General features: G+C 53.4%; 21 protein-coding genes and 1 other RNA gene. 8 read left to right on the top strand and 14 right to left on the bottom strand.

The window, feature by feature from the left end:
• Window positions 1-17: 17 nt before the first annotated feature.
• The 8 genes from ruvX to KGZ92_08225 form a co-directional block, all read right to left on the bottom strand.
• Window positions 18-497 (bottom strand): Holliday junction resolvase RuvX, encoded by a 480-nt coding sequence (ruvX, locus tag KGZ92_08260; protein MBS3889260.1) that lies wholly within the window; start codon window positions 495-497, stop codon window positions 18-20.
• A complete protein-coding gene (locus KGZ92_08255) occupies window positions 498-1,460 on the bottom strand; it encodes an aldo/keto reductase (GenBank protein MBS3889259.1) in 963 nt (320 codons plus the stop codon).
• The gene (locus KGZ92_08250) at window positions 1,450-1,692 is read right to left on the bottom strand and encodes an IreB family regulatory phosphoprotein (GenBank protein MBS3889258.1); all 243 of its coding nucleotides are present in this window, start codon (window positions 1,690-1,692) and stop codon (window positions 1,450-1,452) included. The genes KGZ92_08255 and KGZ92_08250 overlap by 11 nt, the downstream gene beginning before the upstream one ends.
• A gap of 110 nt (window positions 1,693-1,802) precedes the next feature.
• Complete coding sequence (gene alaS / locus KGZ92_08245) at window positions 1,803-4,430, bottom strand: alanine--tRNA ligase (protein MBS3889257.1); 2,628 nt, start codon at window positions 4,428-4,430, stop codon at window positions 1,803-1,805.
• 275 nt (window positions 4,431-4,705) lie between these two features.
• Window positions 4,706-5,746 (bottom strand): AI-2E family transporter, encoded by a 1,041-nt coding sequence (locus KGZ92_08240; protein ID MBS3889256.1) that lies wholly within the window; start codon window positions 5,744-5,746, stop codon window positions 4,706-4,708.
• A gap of 141 nt (window positions 5,747-5,887) precedes the next feature.
• A complete protein-coding gene (locus KGZ92_08235) occupies window positions 5,888-6,088 on the bottom strand; it encodes a hypothetical protein (protein MBS3889255.1) in 201 nt (66 codons plus the stop codon).
• A 26-nt stretch (window positions 6,089-6,114) separates the two neighbouring features.
• Window positions 6,115-6,294: a hypothetical protein gene (locus KGZ92_08230; GenBank protein MBS3889254.1), complete on the bottom strand. Its 180-nt coding sequence runs from the start codon at window positions 6,292-6,294 to the stop codon at window positions 6,115-6,117.
• On the bottom strand, window positions 6,260-6,772 hold the full coding sequence (locus KGZ92_08225) for a PRC-barrel domain-containing protein (protein MBS3889253.1): 513 nt from the start codon (window positions 6,770-6,772) through the stop codon (window positions 6,260-6,262). Before KGZ92_08225 ends, KGZ92_08230 begins: the two co-directional genes overlap by 35 nt.
• A 196-nt stretch (window positions 6,773-6,968) precedes the next feature.
• Between KGZ92_08225 and KGZ92_08220 the strand changes: the two genes are divergently transcribed.
• Window positions 6,969-8,213, top strand: a complete 1,245-nt coding sequence (locus KGZ92_08220) for a pilus assembly PilX N-terminal domain-containing protein (protein ID MBS3889252.1) — start codon at window positions 6,969-6,971, stop codon at window positions 8,211-8,213.
• Window positions 8,214-8,390: 177 nt separating this feature from the next.
• Here the strand turns inward: KGZ92_08220 and mnmA are convergent, their stop codons facing one another.
• Genes mnmA through KGZ92_08195 form a run of 5 tightly spaced genes read right to left on the bottom strand, consistent with a single transcriptional unit; the run spans window position 8,391 to window position 12,605 of the window.
• The gene (mnmA, locus tag KGZ92_08215) at window positions 8,391-9,482 is read right to left on the bottom strand and encodes a tRNA 2-thiouridine(34) synthase MnmA (protein ID MBS3889251.1); all 1,092 of its coding nucleotides are present in this window, start codon (window positions 9,480-9,482) and stop codon (window positions 8,391-8,393) included.
• Window positions 9,482-10,813, bottom strand: a complete 1,332-nt coding sequence (locus tag KGZ92_08210; GenBank protein ID MBS3889250.1) for a replication-associated recombination protein A — start codon at window positions 10,811-10,813, stop codon at window positions 9,482-9,484. The genes mnmA and KGZ92_08210 overlap by 1 nt, the downstream gene beginning before the upstream one ends.
• The gene (gene ltaE / locus KGZ92_08205) at window positions 10,810-11,835 is read right to left on the bottom strand and encodes a low-specificity L-threonine aldolase (GenBank protein MBS3889249.1); all 1,026 of its coding nucleotides are present in this window, start codon (window positions 11,833-11,835) and stop codon (window positions 10,810-10,812) included. The genes KGZ92_08210 and ltaE overlap by 4 nt, the downstream gene beginning before the upstream one ends.
• A 7-nt stretch (window positions 11,836-11,842) precedes the next feature.
• The gene (trxA, locus tag KGZ92_08200) at window positions 11,843-12,169 is read right to left on the bottom strand and encodes a thioredoxin (protein MBS3889248.1); all 327 of its coding nucleotides are present in this window, start codon (window positions 12,167-12,169) and stop codon (window positions 11,843-11,845) included.
• 1 nt (window position 12,170) lies between these two features.
• Entirely contained in the window at window positions 12,171-12,605 is a 435-nt protein-coding gene (locus tag KGZ92_08195; GenBank protein MBS3889247.1) for a SoxR reducing system RseC family protein, read from the bottom strand.
• 182 nt (window positions 12,606-12,787) lie between these two features.
• Here KGZ92_08195 and KGZ92_08190 point away from each other — a divergent pair, with 182 nt between their 5' ends.
• The 6 genes from KGZ92_08190 to KGZ92_08165 are packed head-to-tail and all read left to right on the top strand — an operon-like array spanning window position 12,788 to window position 18,900.
• Window positions 12,788-13,027 (top strand): NAD(P)H-dependent oxidoreductase subunit E, encoded by a 240-nt coding sequence (locus tag KGZ92_08190; GenBank protein ID MBS3889246.1) that lies wholly within the window; start codon window positions 12,788-12,790, stop codon window positions 13,025-13,027.
• Complete coding sequence (locus KGZ92_08185; GenBank protein MBS3889245.1) at window positions 13,024-14,742, top strand: 4Fe-4S binding protein; 1,719 nt, start codon at window positions 13,024-13,026, stop codon at window positions 14,740-14,742. The genes KGZ92_08190 and KGZ92_08185 overlap by 4 nt, the downstream gene beginning before the upstream one ends.
• Window positions 14,739-15,893, top strand: coding sequence for a SpoIIE family protein phosphatase (locus KGZ92_08180; GenBank protein MBS3889244.1), 1,155 nt, complete (start codon window positions 14,739-14,741; stop codon window positions 15,891-15,893). The genes KGZ92_08185 and KGZ92_08180 overlap by 4 nt, the downstream gene beginning before the upstream one ends.
• 9 nt (window positions 15,894-15,902) lie before the next feature.
• Entirely contained in the window at window positions 15,903-16,145 is a 243-nt protein-coding gene (locus KGZ92_08175) for an NAD(P)H-dependent oxidoreductase subunit E (GenBank protein ID MBS3889243.1), read from the top strand.
• Between the two features lie 11 nt (window positions 16,146-16,156).
• On the top strand, window positions 16,157-17,590 hold the full coding sequence (locus KGZ92_08170) for a monomeric [FeFe] hydrogenase (protein ID MBS3889242.1): 1,434 nt from the start codon (window positions 16,157-16,159) through the stop codon (window positions 17,588-17,590).
• A gap of 59 nt (window positions 17,591-17,649) precedes the next feature.
• Window positions 17,650-18,900: an MFS transporter gene (locus tag KGZ92_08165; protein MBS3889241.1), complete on the top strand. Its 1,251-nt coding sequence runs from the start codon at window positions 17,650-17,652 to the stop codon at window positions 18,898-18,900.
• A gap of 51 nt (window positions 18,901-18,951) precedes the next feature.
• Here KGZ92_08165 and ssrS read toward each other — a convergent pair.
• Window positions 18,952-19,127: non-coding RNA, 6S RNA (gene ssrS, locus KGZ92_08160), on the bottom strand.
• 137 nt (window positions 19,128-19,264) lie between these two features.
• Here ssrS and KGZ92_08155 point away from each other — a divergent pair.
• On the top strand, window positions 19,265-19,555 hold the full coding sequence (locus tag KGZ92_08155) for a hypothetical protein (protein MBS3889240.1): 291 nt from the start codon (window positions 19,265-19,267) through the stop codon (window positions 19,553-19,555).

Below are 19,555 nucleotides of genomic sequence, written 5' to 3'. Positions count from 1 at the left end.
GTAGCTATAATTGTATCTCACGGGCGTGGATTAGTCAACGTCGCGGAAACGTCCTCTTTAGTTTGACCTTTGGCGCGATAAGCCATGCGGTCAAGAAAGCTCTGTAAAATTATTTGTGCGGCCATTTTATCGATAACAACTCTACGTTTTTGTCGCGAAACATCGGCGGCAATAAGGGTGCGCTCCGCGAGAGTGGTCGAGAACCGCTCGTCAGCATACTCGAGCGGCAGCGGTATCTCCTTTTGCAGCTTGGCGACAAAATACTTCACCTTTTCCGCTTGGGGGCCTAAGGTGTTGTTTAAGGATAGCGGCAAGCCCACGACTAGAGCGGTCACTTGGTAGTCAGCGATGATTTTTTTGAGCAGGGCGAGGTCTTTAGGTAGAGACTGCCGGGCAATAACGGTAATACCCTGGGCAGTGAACCCAAGCGGGTCGCTAATGGCCACACCAATGGTTTTTTCTCCGACATCGAGCCCCATGTATCTTTGTTCTGTCATCTATATCACCTTCATGTAAAAACCTTTGCAGTGCGCGACGCAGTACCCGCAGAGAGTGCAGCGACTATGGTCGACTTCGACTTTGTCTCCCTTAACGGCCAGACAGTTCGCACGGCAGTGGGGCACACAGTCTCCACAGCCTGCGCACCATGGCTCAATGAGCAGTCTACGCTCTCCCCTCTCGCCATCCATGGCGTAGGACGGGGGGAAGGCATCAGTCGCAAAAAAAGCAACATTGGCCTCAATATCGGCTATGCTGCCCATGCCAATTGCCAGGGCTTTAACTCCAGGAAGCTGCCGCACATAGGTAAGGGCGGCGGCGGCCTGACGAAAGAGCGCCCCCCCGGCCAGGGCTTTCATGGCATAAACCGCCTTGCCTGCCAGACCTGCTTCTAGAATACTCTCGGCCATCTCTTCGCGGGTGCCATCGGCAATACCAATGCCCGAAAGATTTATGAGGGGGTGTATGACGTCGATATCGGGGCAACCATAGGCAGCCCGCACGCCAGCCACATGGTGAGTAGATAGACCCACTGCACGAACTACACCCTTTTCTCTTAGGTCTAGTAGGTAGTCTAGGGCCTCGCGGTGGCCTTTCATCGTGTGCACTGACTCTTGCTCATGCAGCAAAAAAATGTCGATGTAGTCGCGATTAAGCTCGGCTCTGGCCCGCTCCACGCTCTTGGCCATACTGGGGGCATCGGCCGCATAGCTTTTGCTGGCGATGACGACCTCGCCGATCTTACTGCCAAGCCCCGCACGTAAATGGGCGTAGGTGCCGTAAAGCTCCGCCGTATCAAAAAAGGTAATGCCCTGTGCATAGGCATGGCTAATCAACCTGCCACCCGCCTCGGGGCTGAGGTTTTTTTGCAAAGGGCCGAGGGTCAGTGTACCAAAACACAGTGGCGATACACTGACACCCCGGCACAAAGTAACTGTACCTAGACTGGTTTTACTTGAGATAGGAATCGAGTAGTTCCTCCAAGATTTCGTCGCGCTCGACGCGACGGATGGTGTTACGCGCCTGCTTATGGTAGGTAATGTAGGCAGGGTCGCCAGACAAGAGGTAGCCTGCAATGTGGAATGACGGGTTGTAGCCTTTTTCGCGCAGGGCAACAGTCACTTGTTCGAGAACCTCTCGAACTAACTGTTTGCGGTCTACCTCTACTTTCTGAATCAGCTTAGTTTCGTCCATGCGTTCATTCACCTTAAATACCTCCCAACCTATGTCCACTTCTAGTTTAACATATCATAACTCTTGGCCGCTTATACTAGCCATTTTCTCGCTATACTGTCATGAGCTTGTCACATTTTGAGCTGGGCCTTGACCAAGTCAGGCACAGCTTGCAGGGCAGACTCGAGCGCCGAGGGCATCTTTCCGCCCGCCTGCGCCATGGTTGGTTTGCCGCCGCCGCTACCTCCGGTAAGCTTAGCGACCTCACGAATGAGATTACCAGCATGTAGGCCGCGCACCGGCAAATCGTCACTGACCACGCTGACGAGAGAGACTTTACCCTCGTGAACAGCGCCAAGGACAATGACACCCGAGGGGAGCTTATTCTTGACGGCGTCAGCAGTCAAGCGCAGCATTTCCATGTCATTGGCATGCACTTTGCGGGCAATAACCCTGATACCAGATACAAGTGTTGCGTTTTCGATAAACTCATTAGCTTCGAGAGCAGATAATTTGGCGTGCAGGCGTGCCGCTTCTCTCTCCGCCTCCTTACATTGCTCAAGCAAGGCATCCACCCTTTTTAGCGCCTCATCAGGCGTGGTTTTGAGTGCCTCAGCTAGCTCCACTAGTAGTGACGAGCGCTCTTGCACTAACTTGTAGGCTAGGAGCCCGGTGACGGCTTCTACGCGGCGCAGGCCCGCCCCGATACCACTCTCACCTAGGACAATGCAGAGTCCGATACCCGCTGAGCGTTCTAAGTGCGTGCCGCCGCACAGCTCTAAACTGACAGCACCAATTTCAACTACGCGCACCGTCTCGCCGTACTTTTCACCAAAGAGTGCAGTGGCCCCTTTTTCTTTCGCCGCAGAGAGTGGCATTTCTGCACCAAGTACAGAGAGGTCCGCCAAGATGTTGGCATTAATATGCTCTTCGACAGCTTGCATTTCTTGCTGAGTGAGGGCCGAGAGATGCGAGAAGTCAAAACGCAAACGGTCTGGCTCGACAAGGGACCCAGCTTGCTGCACATGTGAGCCTAGTACACTGCGCAAGGCGGCCTGTAGCAGGTGGGTAGCCGTATGGGCACGCCTCAGGGCGGTGCGTCGGTCTGTGGTCACAGTGCTAGCGACAATTTGACCAACCGCTAGAGTACCCTCTACGAGCTCGCCCACATGCAAGGATTGCTCGCCGTAGTACTTAACCGTACTACCTACTTTAAATCTACCGCCTGGGAAGGTAATAAAGCCGTGGTCGCCAACTTGTCCGCCTGACTCGGCGTAAAAGGGCGTAGAGTCAAGAAGTACCGCGCCTTGCTCTCCCGGGCGCAAGACTGACACTGCGCTGTCGCCCTGCAAGAGCCCGAGTACCGTGCCCGAGGCAACCTCGCTACTATGACCGACAAATTTTACAGGCGCGAGTTCAGGAAAGAGATTGGTCTTGCCAAAATCGCCGCCCTGCTCGCCGCGTGCCGCACGGGCGCGCTCCCGCTGCAGCTTCATAGCCTCGGTAAAGCCAGCCCGATCTACGCTTAAGCCCTGTTCAAGGGCGAGTTCTTCGGTAAGCTCCAGTGGAAAACCAAAGGTATCGTAGAGCTTAAAGGCCTGCTCCCCCGTAATTAGTTTGCCCGAGGCCGAGTTTTGCACCGCCTTGGCGATACTCATAAAGAGAGCCGTTCCGTCCTCTAGAGTCTCGAGAAAACGCTCTTCTTCCAGTCGCACCACGCGGGAGATGTAGGGCACTTTAGAATCTAGCTCAGGGAAGGGTTCGCCCATGACAGAGGCCACTAGGGGAACGATGTCGCATAGAAAGGGCTCTCTTAGACCCAGCGTTTGACCGAAACGGACAGCGCGCCGGAGCAAGCGACGAATGACGTATCCGCGTCCTTCGTTAGACGGCGCAGCGCCGTCAGAAATAGCCATAACGACGGCCCGCACATGGTCGGCTATGATATTCATTGCCATTTTGTGTTCAGCCTGGGCATAAGACTGGCCCGACAAGTTCTCTACATGTCGAATATAGGGCATAAAGAGGTCGGTGCCGTAGTTAGTGGGCACATCTTGCACCACAGAGGCCAGGCGCTCTAGACCCATGCCGGTATCTATGTTCTTTTTTGGTAGTGGGGTGTAGGTGTTATCTTCGTTATGATTAAACTGCGAGAACACCAGGTTCCATATTTCTAAGTAGCGCTCGCAATCGCAGCCTGGCAGGCACTGTAGACTCGGGCAGGCGTAGGCACTGCCGCGGTCGTAGTAAATTTCGGAGTTAGGGCCGCAGGGACCAGGACCGATATCCCAGAAGTTATCTGCCAGCTTAACTACTCTCTCCTGCGGGATGCCCACCTGCTTAGTCCAGATGTCGAAGGCCTCCTCGTCGTCGGGGTGCACAGTAATCCACAGCGAGGAGGGGGCAAAGCCAACAACAGTAGTCAGGTACTCCCATGCCCAGCGAATGGCCTCGACTTTAAAATATTCGCCGATAGAAAAGTTGCCTAACATCTCAAAAAGAGTGTGGTGGCGCGCCGTGCGGCCGACATTGTCAATGTCATTGGTGCGGATAGATTTTTGACTGCTCGCTAAACGTGGGTTGGGGGGCACTTCTTGCCCAGAAAAATACGGTTTTAGGGTAGCCACCCCGCTGTTAATCCAGAGCAAGGTGGGGTCGTCAATGGGCACAAGAGAGGCACAGGCCACAATGGTATGGCCCCTGTCGCGGAAAAACTCCAAGAAGGATCGCCGCAACTCGTTGGTTGACTGGTATTTCATGCAAAAACCTCCTTCATTTTTGGAAAACAAAAAGACCCTCACCCTGCAGGGACGAGAATCTCGTGGTACCACCCTGCTTACCGTGTGAACGGTCACTCAGCTTTGCCGGTAACGGGGCAAGCGTCGGCTTCATCAACCGATGGCTCGGGGTTGGCCGCAAGGCAGGCTATGCAGGTTCACTTCCACCGTGAGAACCCTCTCTTTAGCACGCACAACCTTGTCTGACCCGTCATCGCCTGTCTATAGGCCCATTATAGGTCGCTTGAACTACCGTGTCAAGGCTGAGGTGTGCGTGCGGCGATATGCAGTAAAGTCACCTTGATGATGGCGGCGGCAGGGACGGCTAGAACAAGGCCTAGAAAACCAGCTAACTCCCCCCCGAGGAGCAGGGCGAAGATGATGGTTAAGGGATGAAGATTTAAGGAGTGACCAAGAACTTGGGGGGTGATGAAATTGCTCTCGATTTGCTGCACCACAATAATGACCAAGAGAACCCTGAGTCCCATGGCGGGTGAAGTAAGGAGCCCTACCAGCACAGGTAGCACCCCCCCCATGATGGGCCCAAAGTACGGCACCACATCAAGCAGGCCCGCGATCGTTCCAAGCAGTACGGCATATTCAAGACCAATGAGCCTTAAGCCTAAGGTGGTGAGGAGGCCCACTAAGAAGGCAACAATGACTTGTCCCCGCACCCACCTACCCAGGGTCATGTCTATACGGGCCAGCCAGCGCAAGATGCGCTGCCGATACCTGCTCGGCAACAATTCACGCATGCTAGTTCGTATGGCCTGAATGTCCTTTAGAATATAGAAGGTGACGATAGGGGTTACGAGGATTAAGAACAGTTTGCTCGGCAGGGTGAGTAGTCCCAGTACGGCTTGGTCTAGCCAACCCAAGAAAATACTCTTGCTGCGGGCTATGTTTTCTAAGATGGCGTAATGCAGGACGGGAGGCAGGTTTAAGCGGTGAAAGAGTTCCTCTAGTTGCATAAACAGACTGGTCAAAGTCACGGCCAGCTGCGGCACTCTGGCCGTGAAGTTATCCATCTCGGCCAAAATTATGGGCAAGGTAGTGGTCACCGCCACAAAGAAAAGGAGACCCAGACCCGAGTAGACGACTAAAATGGCCACAGCGCGCGGTACTTTATGCGCATTCAGAAAGTCTACTACCGGTATTAACAGGTAGGCCAAAACAATGGATATGGCAAATGGCGTGATGACAGCTAGAAGAGCATCATGGTACACGAACAGTGTGAGACCGATGAGCAGTATGGTGCTCGTGGCCGTGATGACTCGCAGGAGCCTCCCTCTATCCATGTAAGTCCCCCTTTGCTGACGCTTCTTGCCTTCACGATAAAGGCACTGATTGCCTTCACGCTAAAGGCACTGATTGCCTTCACGCTATAGGCACTGATTGCCTTCACGCTATAGGTTACGAAAAAAAAGACTGAGTATTACTCAGTCCATCAACATATCTGCGGCGTCTTCCATCGCTCTTTCGGCCCGAGTGCCGACCCTTCCTAGGGCACGCCTGCCTCTTTTGGCTAGGCGCATGGCCATATTTCTAAGCTGCGATCGATTGCCGCGGACCATCTGTATGCCGTAGTACGCGCCGACAAGACCACCGAGTACTATCCCCGCCATAAATCCCCTATTCACACAAATCGCCTCCCCTCTTTTATTGGTTAAGACTCTGCCATGGGCGACATTGAAGCTAGACTGCCATCTACTTGCACTTCGTACAGGGTAACGGTCTGCTTGGCTAGGGAGAACTCGATGCAACACTCCCAGCAGTAGTATTGTTCCACGCCTACTCTTCCTAATGCACGACTAGAGCAGTTTGGGCACCGTAAACTTTTTGTCATGTTCACTCCCCCGCGGCTCATCTGGGACAATCATGTGCTCATCGTTTATTATGGCATTATCTACCAAGGGAATTATGGACCGGCCATGCAGTAGGTCGCCCATAAGTCCATCGGTCAACACACAACCGATAATTCTGCCCGTTTTAGGGTCGAGAGTTATGTCCTCGACACGCCCAAGGAGTTGCCCGCTAGTAGTCATTACTTGCTTCTGCAAGTAGGAATCGGATGGCGCAGGCGTGGCAGCCGTGAGCTCTTTAACCGCGGATAGATGCTGCACCGTAACCGCATCTGCTCCCAGGCTGTAAATATCAGACCAACGAATATAGCCTTTCTGGCGAAACAGGTGTCCGGTATGGACGAGCAAGGCGTAGACTTTTTTGTCAGTGGCATCGCAGAGCACGCCGGAAACTTCACCCACTTTGCGCCCGCGGCAGAGTTCAATGACCGGTAGCCCCGTCAGTTCTTGGCTAGTGCGCACAACCTGCCCCCAGTGAAACAGAAATTTTCGTCCGCACACTATTTTTTCACTTTAAACAAGAAATTATGCGCTGCAAAAACACAACAAAAACAGGCCCAGCCACAGCCAGCCAGACCAAAGTACTCGCCCTGCCGTGACACGCCTGCTATAATGATATTAGAAAGCCAGATATTCTTTGGTGATAGGAGAGTGTGATATGCAGAACCAAAAAGGCAGCGCACTGGTACTGGTGATGTTGACCGTGGCCGCACTTCTTATTGTAGGCGTATCGCTGGTGGCGGCTAGCACGGTGGAATATCGTAGCTCTGTAAATCACGGGCATAGCACGCAGGCTTTTTTTGTGGCCGAGGCGGGCCTTAACTGGGCGCGGCGGGGGCTACAAAGCGGCACTCTCGCCCTGCCCGTTATTTTAGTAGGACAAGAAGTGGTTCTGTACAGAAATGCCGCCTATGGCAGCCCCGTTGTTGGACAGCCGGTAACAACTCTCGATGCCGTTGGTCCAGTAGAGGTGCGGGTGCGTCGCTTAACCGCGAATACTTTGCGAATAGAGTCGCGGGGGCGGCAGCATCAAGCCCAGCGCACGGTGAACATGTTGATTACTGAAATCGACGGGGCGGGTAGTGGTAGTTTGCCTACCAGTCACCACATTAATCACAGGTTCACGCGCAATGGCAACCCAACAATAAACGGAACTGTGGTCGAAGGCCAACATGGCTTTAACTACCCTGCTGTGAATATACCATCCGTGCCAGAATTCTTAAACTCGCTAAGCGTTCTCAATGTCACAGGTGCGCACACTATCGAACACCCTGATAATTTCGGTCACTATGGGATCGTCACCGTACAGGGGACTCTAACAATCAACCCCGGGAACGTCAACCGAGTAATTCGTGTGCAGAGTTTAATAGTGCGCCAAGGAGCATCAATTGTTATTGGCGGTGGAACAGGAACGGTGTCCATTCATGTCAACAACACTATCGATATTGAAGGCACTGTCGGATCTACGACTACTGCGAATCGTCTGCAAGTCATCCCGCATTCTAATATTCGTGTTGAAATTGGAAAAGATGATAATAGGGCACCGCACGCTGCCTTCCATGGGGCGTTGATTGCAAATTCTGCCAACATTCGAATTGGAACGAATACTACGGTTAGCGGACTTCTGCTAACAAACAGCAGCGAGAACGATGCAATTCGCATCCGTAACAATGCAAATGTCGGTACAGCCACGCAAGGAGTGCTATTATATGCTCCTAGGGGCGATGTTGATATAGACCTCGAGGCAAATGTCTTTGGGGTTGTCGTGGCAAACACTCTCAGTGTTGGAAACAAAGCCACCCTCACTCTGAACCGGACCATTGATACGCCCTTTGCTCCCTTCGTAGCTTTCGGTGCCGGCGGGGTGACCTACAGTTTCAGCAATTGGAACGTACAACGCTAGCCTCCTGACAGAGGAGACTCTTCACACAGTTGCCATCTCCTGTGCCGCAGAGGAACGATTTCAACCCTTGTTCCTCTCTTTCATACTCTGTGTACTCTGTGGTTAATAAACGTTCCTACTTCGTGTCGATGATTGGGAAACGACTTCGCGACCGACAGAGGCCTAGAGCACTAGGCGCTAGGACATTTGTATAGTACCTCCGCCAATAACTAAGTCGCCGCGGTAGATGACCAGAGATTGCCCCGGCGTTGGTGCGCGCACCGCATCGTGAAAGGTGATGAGCGCGCGGTCTTCTCCCAGCCAAGAAACCGTACAGGGCGTGCCGTCCCCAGCGTTTGAATAGCGTACTTTGGCAGTAAACTCGCACGAGGGCGTGGGGTCTTCTAGAAAGTGCAGCTCGGAAATGATGACTTCTCTTTTCATAAGCGAGGTGGCCGGGCCGACTACGACTAAGTTGTGCCCTGGGTCGAGGCCTGGGTCGAGGCGTAAGACGTAGAGGGGCTCGGGTGAAGTTAGGCCGAGCCCTTTACGCTGCCCTACGGTGTAGCCATGTATGCCCGCGTGGCTGCCTAGTACCTGCCCTACTTCGTCGACAATTTTACCCGGGCGAAAACTGACGCCTGCGGTTTGGAGAAAACGCTTGTAATTATCGTCGGGTATAAAACAGACTTCTTGGCTGTCGGGCTTGTTGGCCACGGCAAGGCCGAGCTTTGCCGCGATGGCCCTTACTTCAGTCTTTTCTAAAGCCCCTAAGGGAAAGAGTGTTTGTGACATTTGCTCCTCCGTCATGCGAAAGAGCATGTAGGTCTGGTCTTTTTGTCTATCCACCGCTCGCTGCAGGCGGGGACTGCGACAAAAGGAACCGTCCCCTCTGTCGGTGATGCGGGCATAGTGGCCGGTGGCGATGTAGTGGCAGCCGAGGGCTTGCGCTTGCTCGAGAAAGGTGGTGAAGCGCACGCGGCTGTTGCAGGCAATGCAGGGGTTTGGGGTGCGCCCCGCCCTGTATTCTGCTACAAAGTAGTCAACCACTTGCTCGCGAAATATCTCTTTATAATTTAACACATAGTGCGGTATACCGAGCTTATGCGCTACGAAACGTGCGTCTTCCACTGCGCTAAGCGAGCAGCAGCCGCCTAGGTCGAGGCTGTCTTCGTCTACCCACAGGCGCATGGTCGCGCCGATAACTTCGTAGCCCTGTTCCTTGAGGAGGTAGGCAGCCACAGAGCTGTCTACTCCCCCGCTCATGCCTAGTAGCACTCGTTGCCCCATTACTTCTCCCCCTTTTCTCTGCGCCATTGTGCGAGACGTTCCAAAATGTTCTTCTCATAACCATTACCCTGCGGCGCGTAAAATTGGGGCTCGTGTAGCCCCTCGGGCAGAAAACTCTGCTTTACTATGCTGCCCGGATATGAATGCGGATAAAGGTATCCTTGACCATGCCCAAAATGCTTAGCTCCTTGGTAGCTGCTGTCGCGCAAGTGCTTGGGTACGGCAAAGGTAGTAGGCTGCTCGAGGGCGGCGAGGGCCTCATCTATGCCCACATAGGCGGCGTTAGATTTAGGGGCAGTGGCTACGTAGAGCGCGGCTTGAGCTAGAGGTATGCGCCCCTCCGGCATGCCTAGAAACTCCACGGCATGGCTCGCCGAAACGGCTAGTTGCAAGGCTCTTGGGTCGGCGTTACCTACGTCTTCGGCCGCGCAGATGACAATTCTACGCGCGATAAAGCGCGGGTCCTCGCCCGCCTTAACCATACAAGCCAGCCAAAATAAGGTCGCGTCTGGGTCGCCGCCGCGCATGGACTTTATAAAGGCAGAGATAATGTCGTAATGCTGGTCCCCAGTTTTGTCGTAGAGAATGACTTTCTCCTGCGTCGAGTTTTCGGCATCGGCCATAGTAATTCTTACCTGGCCTGCGCTATCGGCTGTTGTGCTCAGCGCGGCAATCTCGAGAGCATTTAAGAGATTACGAGCATCGCCGGCGGCACTATGCACAAGGTGCATAAGTGCACCTTCGTCGATGGAAATATCCATCTGTCCTAGGCCACGCTCCTTATCCCCCATGGCGGATAAAGCAATGGCCTTTAAGTCAGGCACACCGAGAGTTTCGAGCCGAAAAAGTCGCGAACGGCTGAGGAGAGGTGCATTGACGCTGAAGTAGGGGTTCTCTGTGGTCGCACCAATAAGCACCAGAAGACCCTTTTCCACGGCCGGCAAGAGACTATCCTGCTGACCTTTGTTAAAACGATGGATTTCATCGATGAAGATGATGGTGCGGCGTCCATAGCTCGCTAAATTCTCCCTAGCGCCTTCGATCACGCGTCGCACATCAGCCACACCAGCAGAGACTGCGTTTAGCGGCACAAAGTGAGAACGGGTGTGCTCGGCGATGATGTGGGCGAGAGTCGTCTTACCAGTTCCCGGCGGCCCATGAAAAATAACAGAGACCAATTTGTCGGCAGCTATGAGACGACTGAGGAGCTTGCCCTCCCCCACGATGCTACCTTGCCCAAAAAACTCCTGTAGGGTGCGGGGTCGCATGCGCTCGGCCAAAGGTGCGCCCTGTTTCTGGCGCACCTCGGCAGTAAAGTCAAATATATTCATAGTACTTTAAGGATGCGCGACAAGGCCGCGCCAATATCTTCGCGCTCTACATTGTGGTGGGTAACAAAGCGCATGGTATGTTTATCGATAACCCCGGCCTTAACGCCGACGGTAGCTAATTTCGCTACTACTTCTGCCGCAGTAAGCCCAAGCGAATTGGTATGCGCCATCACAATATTGGTCTCTACATGAGGGAGTTCTAACCAAAAGCCAATGTCGAGCAAGCCCTCGGCGAGAAGACGTGCATTATCGTGGTCGACTACTAAACGACCAGTCATCTGCTCTAGCGCCACTATGCCTGCGGCCGCAATTACACCTGCTTGGCGCATGCCACCACCTAGCATCTTGCGCAGCTTGCGTGCTTCCGTTACAAAGGCACGGCTGCCCACCAGCAAGGAGCCCACCGGCGCGCCGAGACCCTTAGAAAGACACAAGCTCGCCGAAGCACATGGAGCCGCTAGTTCGGCGACAGGTACTCCTAAAGCGACGGCGGCATTAAATAGTCTGGCCCCATCGAGATGTAGGGGCAAGCCATGCGCACTAGCCACAGCGCCTAAGCTCTCCATCTGTGCTAGCGAGGTGACGGTACCCCCGGCGCGATTATGGGTATTCTCAAGGCAGACGAGTGCGGTACGCGGAAAATGAATGTTGTCGGCACGAACACTACCTGCTACATCGGCTACCTGCAAGACACCGCGGTGCCCACGCACGCATTTCGGCACCAGGCCAGCCAAGGCCGAGATGCCACCCACCTCGTAGAGAAAAATGTGTGAGTCGGCCTCTAAAATAACTTCGTCGCCGCGCTTACAATGCACCATAAGGGCCAACAAGTTGCCTTGCGTGCCGCTAACCACATAAAGCGCCGCCTCTTTGCCAGCTAGCTCTGCACCTAGTTCCTCAAGGCGATTTACGGTTATGTCTTCGCCATAGACATCGTCGCCCACTTCTGCCTTGTACATGGCCTCACGCATGGCGGGGGTGGGCTGCGTAACTGTATCGCTACGAAAGTCGATGGTCTTCATAAACGCCTTAGAGGTAGGGCTGGATGCGACTTAGAATGGCTTGCTTGGGCATCATGCCCACGAGGCGGGTGACTTCTTTGCCATTCTTAAAAACAACTAAGGTAGGCAGACTCATAATATTTAGTTCCGCGGCTAAGGCCATATTCTCATCGGAATTTAGCTTGGCCACTTTTAGTTTGCCTACTTGCTCCCCTGCCAATTGTTCGAGCACGGGTGCAATCATGCGACAGGGGCCACACCAGGCTGCCCATACATCTAGCAACACGGGCAAGGTAGCTTCTAGCACCTCTTGTTTGTAGTTCGCAGCAGTTACGTTAGTTACATTACTTGCCATTTTACTCTCTCTCCTTACAATCGTTATGATCTGCAAAACCAACTATAATAGGGACATACTTGCGGGACTTCTTTATGCGCGGTTCGACAAAAAACTTGACTGCCAGTAATGACAAAGACAAACCAGCTATCCCAAGGAACAGCGCGAGCGCCTCACTGGCAAAAATCTGCGTACCCAGGGCTACGCCGAGAAAGAGAAAGACTAGTGGCCAAACATAGACCCAAGCAGCAGCCTGCAAGACCTGCTGATCAGGTAGATCTATCCATACGCGATCCCCCACTTGGGCCGGTGACGGATTTAAGACCCTAAGGCGCACTTCTTTGTGCTCATTAGCTAAGCCGCACTTTTGCCGACAGCTACCACAGGCTCCGTGCTGAATGACCAACACTTCGGCCATACTCTCTTGCAAGGCCGTCACCACGGCTACCTGACGCATACACTCCCCCCCCTTCTTTAACATTGTACAACCGCACCCTTGTGGGGTCAAATTTTACCTCATTATGACCAATAGACTTACTTATGCGACTCTTTGCCGGGCGATTGACGCAGTTTGTGAAACGTGGCACAATATATTTAAAGCTTTGTTATTAATATCACAAACGAAGGGTGATGGCTGTCATGGAGATTCAGGTTTGTATCGGCAGTGGATGCCACCTTAAGGGTGCCCACTTTGTCATCAACAGACTCAAGCAATTGATCAATGAGCATGGCAGTGAAATACAAATTAGATTAAAAGCCTCCTTCTGTCAAGAACATTGCACGGAAGGTGTCGTGCTACGCATTAACGGTGAGATTGTTAGGCGCGTCAACATGGACAATGTGGATGAGGTTTTCTTAGCGGCGGTGAGAAAGCGATGACCGTTATAACCTCTTTAAGGGCAAAGTGCAAGGATTGTCACCGCTGTATTCGCGTTTGCCCCGTCAAGGCCATTAGCCTGCGCAACGGACAGGCGCAAGTTGTGGCTGAGCGGTGCATTACCTGCGGTTTGTGCGTCACGGTTTGTCCGCAAAAGGCCAAGGCCGTTACAAGTCAAGCCCATGCGCTGGCCACTTGGCAACAAGACAGGGTGGCCATGGTGGCCAGTCTGGCCCCCTCCTTCCCTGCCGCTTTCCCCCATCTCGACCCACGGCAAATCATAGCCGGAATAAAGGCCTTGGGTTTTTCCCATGTCGAAGAGACTTCCTACGCTGCCGCCGCGGTGGCGCGTCATTACCAAGGCGCTGTGGCCTCCCTAAAGCATGACTTTCTTATCTCTTCCTGCTGCCCGGTGGTGGTTAATTTAGTTGAAATGTACTACCCAGAGCTTATCCCAAATTTGGCGGCCACTGTCTCCCCCATGATCTTGCACGGTGAGAAGTTAAAACAGAGATACGGAGAGGCTAAAGTGGTCTTCATTGGCCCCTGCTCAGGCAAACTGGCCGAAGCAGCGCGGAAGTTCGAGGGTGCAACTATAGACCTCGCTATCACTTTTAAGCAACTTGAGGAATGTTGGCAGCTGGCCAGTATTGACCCTGCGCGGCTAGAACCGGTGCCAAGCGATTTGTGGCCAAGAGCACCGCGTCTATACCCGCTCAGCCGTGGCATTCTCGAAGCGAGTGGCCTCTCTACACCCCCAGCACGCCGAACCATCAGTATTTCGGGCCTCGAAAGCTGTTTAGAGACCTTTAGAGACTTAGCCTCGGGGATTTTGAAACCGTCTTTTGTCGAGGCCTTAGCCTGCCGCGAAGGCTGCGTTGGCGGAACCGAGATGCCCTGTACTACTGGCGCGATGGCACGACGAGATGCCGTGGAACGCTACCACGAACTTTACTGCGCTAGCGAAGTGGCCGAGACACAGGGACATGGTCCGCTACACTGGGAAGTAAGGCCTTATATCTTCACCCCGCGCCTGCCAAGTGCGCGCATAGTCACCGAAGAAGAAATTCGGGCTGTGTTGCTACAAATTGGCAAGGACAGCATAGAAGATGAGCGCAACTGCGGAGGCTGCGGCTACCACACCTGCCGCGAGAAGGCCGTGGCCACGCTGCAGGGTTTCGCTGAACTAGAAATGTGTGTTCCTTTTATGCGCGCCAAGTTTGAGTCCTTGTCGCACTTGGTGGTAGACTCCTCGCCTAATGGCGTAGTCATCGTCAACAGCGACATCACCATACACCAGTTCAATGCTGAGGCGGAACGCATGTTTAACCCCTGCGGCAAACCGACCAAGGGCGCCCACCTCGCCGACTTTCTCGACCCTAGCGACTTTGTCCACGTGGCCATGAACGGCCAAGTACTGTATCGGCGCGTCGAGTACGACAAGCTGCAGCTCACTACCCGCCAAGTAATCTACGCGCTGCCCGAGTACAACTTAATTGTCGGCATAGTCACCGATGTCACCGATGAAGAGCAACGCAAAAAAGAGTTAGAGGGCAAGCACCAAGAGACCATTCAGCGTGCCACAGCGGTGATTCGCAACCAAATGAAGTTGGCGCAAGAAATTGCGGGGCTCCTTGGTGAGGCTACTGCGGAGACTAAGGCCACCCTACTTGACCTGATTACTAGCCTGGCGGATGAGAGTGGTGCGGCCAAATGAGACTCACCGCGGATATAGGGGTAGCCAGAAACAGCAAGTACAAAGAAGAGCTCTGCGGTGACGCCGTGCAAGTGGTGCGCACACCAGGACAAACCACGGTCATCCTTTCTGATGGCTTAGGGAGCGGCGTAAAAGCCAACATTATGTCCACCCTCACCACAAAAATTGCCAGCGGCTTGCTACAGCGAGCTGTCCCTCTCGAGCATGTGATAGCGACGATTGCCGATACTTTACCAGTCTGCCGCGTGCGGGGGCTAGCCTATGCAACGCTCAGTATCCTGCAAGTGCAGCATGATGGCAAAGCCATGCTTTATGAATACGACTCGCCACCCGTTCATCTCTTTAGAAAAGATCTTGTTATCCCCTTAGAGCGCAAAGCTCGGATTATTCACGGAAAAAGAATACTTGAGTCCACGTTTCAACTCCAAGAGGGAGACATGTTGCTGATGGTCAGCGATGGCGTTATACATGCCGGCGTAGGTGAGGCCTTTGACCTAGGCTTAGGTGAGGATGGCCTGCTGCACTTTCTCACCTCGCCCTGCACTACCTGGCCGCAGGCAGAAGACATGGCTGATTTTATTATTGGTCTATCCTCAAGCTGCTACCACCAAAAATTTGGTGATGACTGCACAGCAGTTGTCTTGCGTATCAGGCCACCACGTGGGGTAGCTGTTTTCACGGGGCCGCCTCTTGACCCTAAGAGGGATGACGAGATGGTGCGCGCCTTAATGTCGCTTACTACCTACAAAAAGATTGTCTGTGGCGGCACGAGCGCGAGCATTGTCTCTCGAATAACCGGCGCCGAGCTAGAAACCAGCCTCGAATATGTCGACCCCCGTGTTCCTCCCATTGCTAACATGTCGGGTATTGATCTAGTAACGGAAGGTGTCCTGACACTTAATCGCTGCTACGAGCTCTTGCGGGGAGTGCAAGACGGTGGCTTCTTTCCCAGAAGTCAGGACGGTGCCACGCTACTAGCTAAGGAATTATGGAACGCTGAAGAAGTACACTTTCTGGTGGGGAAAAGCTTTAATCAAGCCCATGCCAATATCGAGGAACTAATGCAACTAGCACCGCGCCAGTACATCATCACTCGACTGGTAGATTTTCTGAGAAAGCGCTCTATTCGCACGGAAATCTCTTACTTCTAGGAGGCAATTATGAAAGTACTAACACTAGAATTTTGCGTCGGAACCGCCTGCCATATGAAAGGTTCGCCAGACTTAGTGGCGACTATCGAGACTCTACCCGTAGCCCACCGACAAATGGTGGAGTTACGCTACACCCATTGCTTAAACAACTGCGGCGCGGGGCCTAATGTCAAAGTCAATGGCGTGTTACATTCCCGCGTCACTCCCGAGAGTTTGCTGGTACTTCTTAACAAACATTTTGGACAGAGATAGAGGTGCTCTTAATGGCTAGCCACAACTCAGAGATGATACGGATACGCCGCCAACTCTACACGGCGGTTGCGGATATGACTTGGCGAGGTCGGCTAGTTGAAGAAATTGACGACTACCCAGACAACCTAATTGCGGAACAAACCATGCGCTATCGGTGCTGCGAACACAAGGAAAGAGCCATTCTCAAAGAGAGATTGCGGGTCATATTAGGGCTTACTCCCTACGAGGTGACCAAGCATACCACTTTAGGAGAGATGGCCAAACTCACTCTAGAAAAAGCGACCCGCCCCAGCAAGTGCACCCTTGAGATGATAGCAGCAGCTTGTGATCGCTGCCCCTTTGAGAAATACGTCATCACGGACGCCTGCCGCAACTGCGTCGCGCACCATTGCTGCGTAGTCTGCCCGAAGGATGCGATTACGATCGTCCATAATCGCGCCTACATCGACCGCAACCGTTGCGTGGAATGCGGGCTCTGCGAACGAAATTGCCCCTTTCGCGCCATCATCCAAGTTACCCGCCCCTGTGAGCAAGCCTGTGCTGCCAAAGCCATTACGCGCGATCAAAACAATGCCGCGGTCATAGACTGCGAAACCTGTGTTAACTGCGCGGCCTGCATTCCTTCATGCCCTTTTGGCTCTATCGCTGATTATACGCAAGTAGCACAGGTGATTACCCTGCTCACACAAAGCCCGCAAAACAAACATGCCTTAATTGCGCCTTCCTTTGTGGGGCAATTTGGGCCGAAAGCGACACCGGGTGCACTACGTGCGGCTCTTTTAGAGCTTGGCTTCACGGCGGTGCATGAGGTCGCCAAGTGCGCAGACGAAGTAGCCCGCCACGAAGCGATGGAAGTAAAAGACCGCTTAGAACAAGGCGCTGACTTTGTCACCTCGTCCTGTTGCCCAAGTTTTGTCGCTATGGTTAAGTCGCAGTACCCTGACTTAGCCGATCGCATCTCTCATACCCCGTCTCCCATGGCACAGCAGGCGGCACAGATTAAGGCCCTCGACCCACAGGCGGTGACCGTGTTTATTGGGCCATGCATCGCTAAGAAGAACGAGGCCGCAAACCTAAGGGCGGTAGACGCCGTGCTGACTTTTGAAGAATTAGGTTGTATTTTTGTCGCCAAGGAGATTAATATAGCCGCCATTACCACGGGCGGCGAGCTCGATCAAGCCAATGCCTTAGGGCGCGGTTTCGCCAAAGTGGGCGGACTCAGCAAGGCTGTACTGGCAAAACTTGATGAGAACTCTGGTGTGACGGCTCGCGTGGCCAATGGGCTAGAAGAAGCCCAGGCGGCTTTGAAAGACGCCAAGGCTGGCCGACTGGGGGCCACTTTTCTCGAGGGCATGGCCTGTGAGGGGGGTTGCATTGCTGGTCCCGGCACCCTCATTAAGCGCAATGTTGCCGAAAAGTTACTGGAGCGTTACTGCCAGACATAATCCCCCGGTTGTCGAAATTTTAGCATTGTGGTATAGTTAGCGGGTCTGGGGGGAAGCGAGTGGGCATCTGGCTGGAATACCGCAAACATTACCGCTCCTACAACACGAATATACGCACACTTCTCTGGCATTATGGCCTTTGGCAACTTGGAGCGGCCATGTTTGGACTGCTCTTTCCTTTATACCTACTGGCAGGTGGCCTCGATGAGCAAGTCATGGGCGGTTTATTCGCGCTAGGCACTTTTGGCAGCGCCATCACCGCCATACCCGCTGGCCTTGTAGCGGACCGCATCGGCCGTAAGCGCAGCTTTATCATTGGAGCTTGTGCCATGGTGGTTATCACGGTGCTGCGGGCCTCAACTTTTAACGTACCTTTTTTGCGCCTTTTGCATTTCGCAGAAGGTGCCTTTGTCATGCTATTTATGGCCTCTTACGCCCCCTTTGTGGCCGAGAACACCACCGCAGAGAACAGAGTGCATGCCTTTAGCTTGGGCGCCATGGGCATGCTCGGCGCTGGCATCCTGGGTAACATGCTCGGGGGTGCCTTGCCTCGGGTGGCAAGCAAACTTTGGCCTGCTCTGGGTGAAATCAGCCTGTTTCGTACTACTTTTGTACTGGCCGTGCTGCTCATGGCCTACGCCTGTGTGTTTCTCTGGCGGATTGTGGAGACGGAGAGTGAAGCGAAGACCCACGCCAGAAGCAAGTGGGTACTGCCTGCCGCGCGCGACCTCGGGTTTCTCTGGCGCTACATGGTCTGCGCTGGCTTTATTGCTCTTGGGGCTGCCCACTTCATGCCCTTTGCCACGCCATTTTTCCGCCGTACTTTTGCCGCCTCGCCGGCACAACTAGGTACGCTGATGAGCCTGACACAAATGACGGTACTCGTAGCCACGGCCATCGCCCCTTCTCTCGCCGCCAAGTGGCAGCCTGTCCCCGCCATTATCTTCACGCGCATCATCTCCCTGCCCCTGCTCTTTGGTATTTCGTCCGTAACTAGCTTCCCTGTGGCAGGCGGTTTATTTATGCTACGCAGTGCTTTTATGCAAATGTCTCTTCCTCTCGAGACTAATTTCTTTGTCTCTCATATATCGCCGCAGTTTAGAGCGACCGCCAATGGCATTAACAACATGGTGATGAGTGGAACCCGAGCCGTCGCCACCTACAGCGCGGGCCTAGTTATTACTTCGGCAGGGGCCTTTTCCGGCTACCCCGCGGCCATACAAATCATGTTGTTTTGCTATGTACTCTCGACCTTTTTCTGGTGGCTGTTTTTTGCCTCTCCAAGACGCCTAAAGGTGGTCACCAATTAAACCAGCACGAAAAATAGAAAGACCACAGTCCGCATTGGATTGTGGTTTATTTCTTCCCCCGCCATGCCGTGGCCCTCTCGTTTTGAACCTGCTCTCCGCAGGTGGGAGGTTTGTCTTTGTACCGCGCGAATCCGAACAAGCGGCTGCCACTTGGTACAAGACTTAACTTCCCGTTTTGTTGGTGTTAGGAACAAAACTCATAGAGCTCACGCACATCGCAGGGCAAACTAAAATTTATTTTCTTGCCCTTATCTTAGCATGCGCTAGCTTGTCTTTGCAAGGATATTTCGTGCCTCACAATCTTCCATCTGCCGCATATCTTGTAGCAACAAGGCTACACAAGTACAGAGAAAGAGGTGGGTATATGGAATGGTCGGCAACGATTGTCCTCTTGGCGATTGTCGTTGAACAAGTAACGACGGTTCTCAAGGGTGCTGTGCCCGCAATTAAAGGCAACCTAGCGCAAGCTACCTCGATGCTGGTCGGCATTGTTCTTTGTTTCAGCACGCGGGTAGGTTTACTGCAACAGCTTTCTGTGCCTACGGTTTATCCCTTCGTTGACTACTTGGTATCTGGGCTGCTCATCTCTCGCGGTTCAAATTTCTTGCACGATGTCATTCACAAGCTCGGCACCTTGCCGATTAAAAAAATCTAA

It is taken from the genome of Bacillota bacterium, assembly GCA_018333655.1.
Taxonomy (GTDB): Bacteria; Bacillota; UBA994; order UBA994; family UBA994; genus BS524.
The sequence above is the reverse complement of the archived record's forward strand: the minus strand, read 5'-3'. Positions and strand labels throughout refer to the sequence as shown.

Bases quoted from the DNA above. Each gene is read 5' to 3' on its own strand.
- ruvX (MBS3889260.1), bottom strand. From the start codon at position 497: ATGACAGAACAAAGATACATGGGGCTCGATGTCGGAGAAAAAACCATT.
- KGZ92_08250 (MBS3889258.1), bottom strand. From the start codon at position 1,692: ATGGACGAAACTAAGCTGATTCAGAAAGTAGAGGTAGACCGCAAACAG.
- alaS (MBS3889257.1), bottom strand. From the start codon at position 4,430: ATGAAATACCAGTCAACCAACGAGTTGCGGCGATCCTTCTTGGAGTTT.
- KGZ92_08240 (MBS3889256.1), bottom strand. From the start codon at position 5,746: ATGGATAGAGGGAGGCTCCTGCGAGTCATCACGGCCACGAGCACCATA.
- KGZ92_08230 (MBS3889254.1), bottom strand. From the start codon at position 6,294: ATGACAAAAAGTTTACGGTGCCCAAACTGCTCTAGTCGTGCATTAGGA.
- KGZ92_08220 (MBS3889252.1), top strand. From the start codon at position 6,969: ATGCAGAACCAAAAAGGCAGCGCACTGGTACTGGTGATGTTGACCGTG.
- mnmA (MBS3889251.1), bottom strand. From the start codon at position 9,482: ATGGGGCAACGAGTGCTACTAGGCATGAGCGGGGGAGTAGACAGCTCT.
- KGZ92_08210 (MBS3889250.1), bottom strand. From the start codon at position 10,813: ATGAATATATTTGACTTTACTGCCGAGGTGCGCCAGAAACAGGGCGCA.
- ltaE (MBS3889249.1), bottom strand. From the start codon at position 11,835: ATGAAGACCATCGACTTTCGTAGCGATACAGTTACGCAGCCCACCCCC.
- trxA (MBS3889248.1), bottom strand. From the start codon at position 12,169: ATGGCAAGTAATGTAACTAACGTAACTGCTGCGAACTACAAACAAGAG.
- KGZ92_08195 (MBS3889247.1), bottom strand. From the start codon at position 12,605: ATGCGTCAGGTAGCCGTGGTGACGGCCTTGCAAGAGAGTATGGCCGAA.
- KGZ92_08190 (MBS3889246.1), top strand. From the start codon at position 12,788: ATGGAGATTCAGGTTTGTATCGGCAGTGGATGCCACCTTAAGGGTGCC.
- KGZ92_08185 (MBS3889245.1), top strand. From the start codon at position 13,024: ATGACCGTTATAACCTCTTTAAGGGCAAAGTGCAAGGATTGTCACCGC.
- KGZ92_08180 (MBS3889244.1), top strand. From the start codon at position 14,739: ATGAGACTCACCGCGGATATAGGGGTAGCCAGAAACAGCAAGTACAAA.
- KGZ92_08175 (MBS3889243.1), top strand. From the start codon at position 15,903: ATGAAAGTACTAACACTAGAATTTTGCGTCGGAACCGCCTGCCATATG.
- KGZ92_08170 (MBS3889242.1), top strand. From the start codon at position 16,157: ATGGCTAGCCACAACTCAGAGATGATACGGATACGCCGCCAACTCTAC.
- KGZ92_08155 (MBS3889240.1), top strand. From the start codon at position 19,265: ATGGAATGGTCGGCAACGATTGTCCTCTTGGCGATTGTCGTTGAACAA.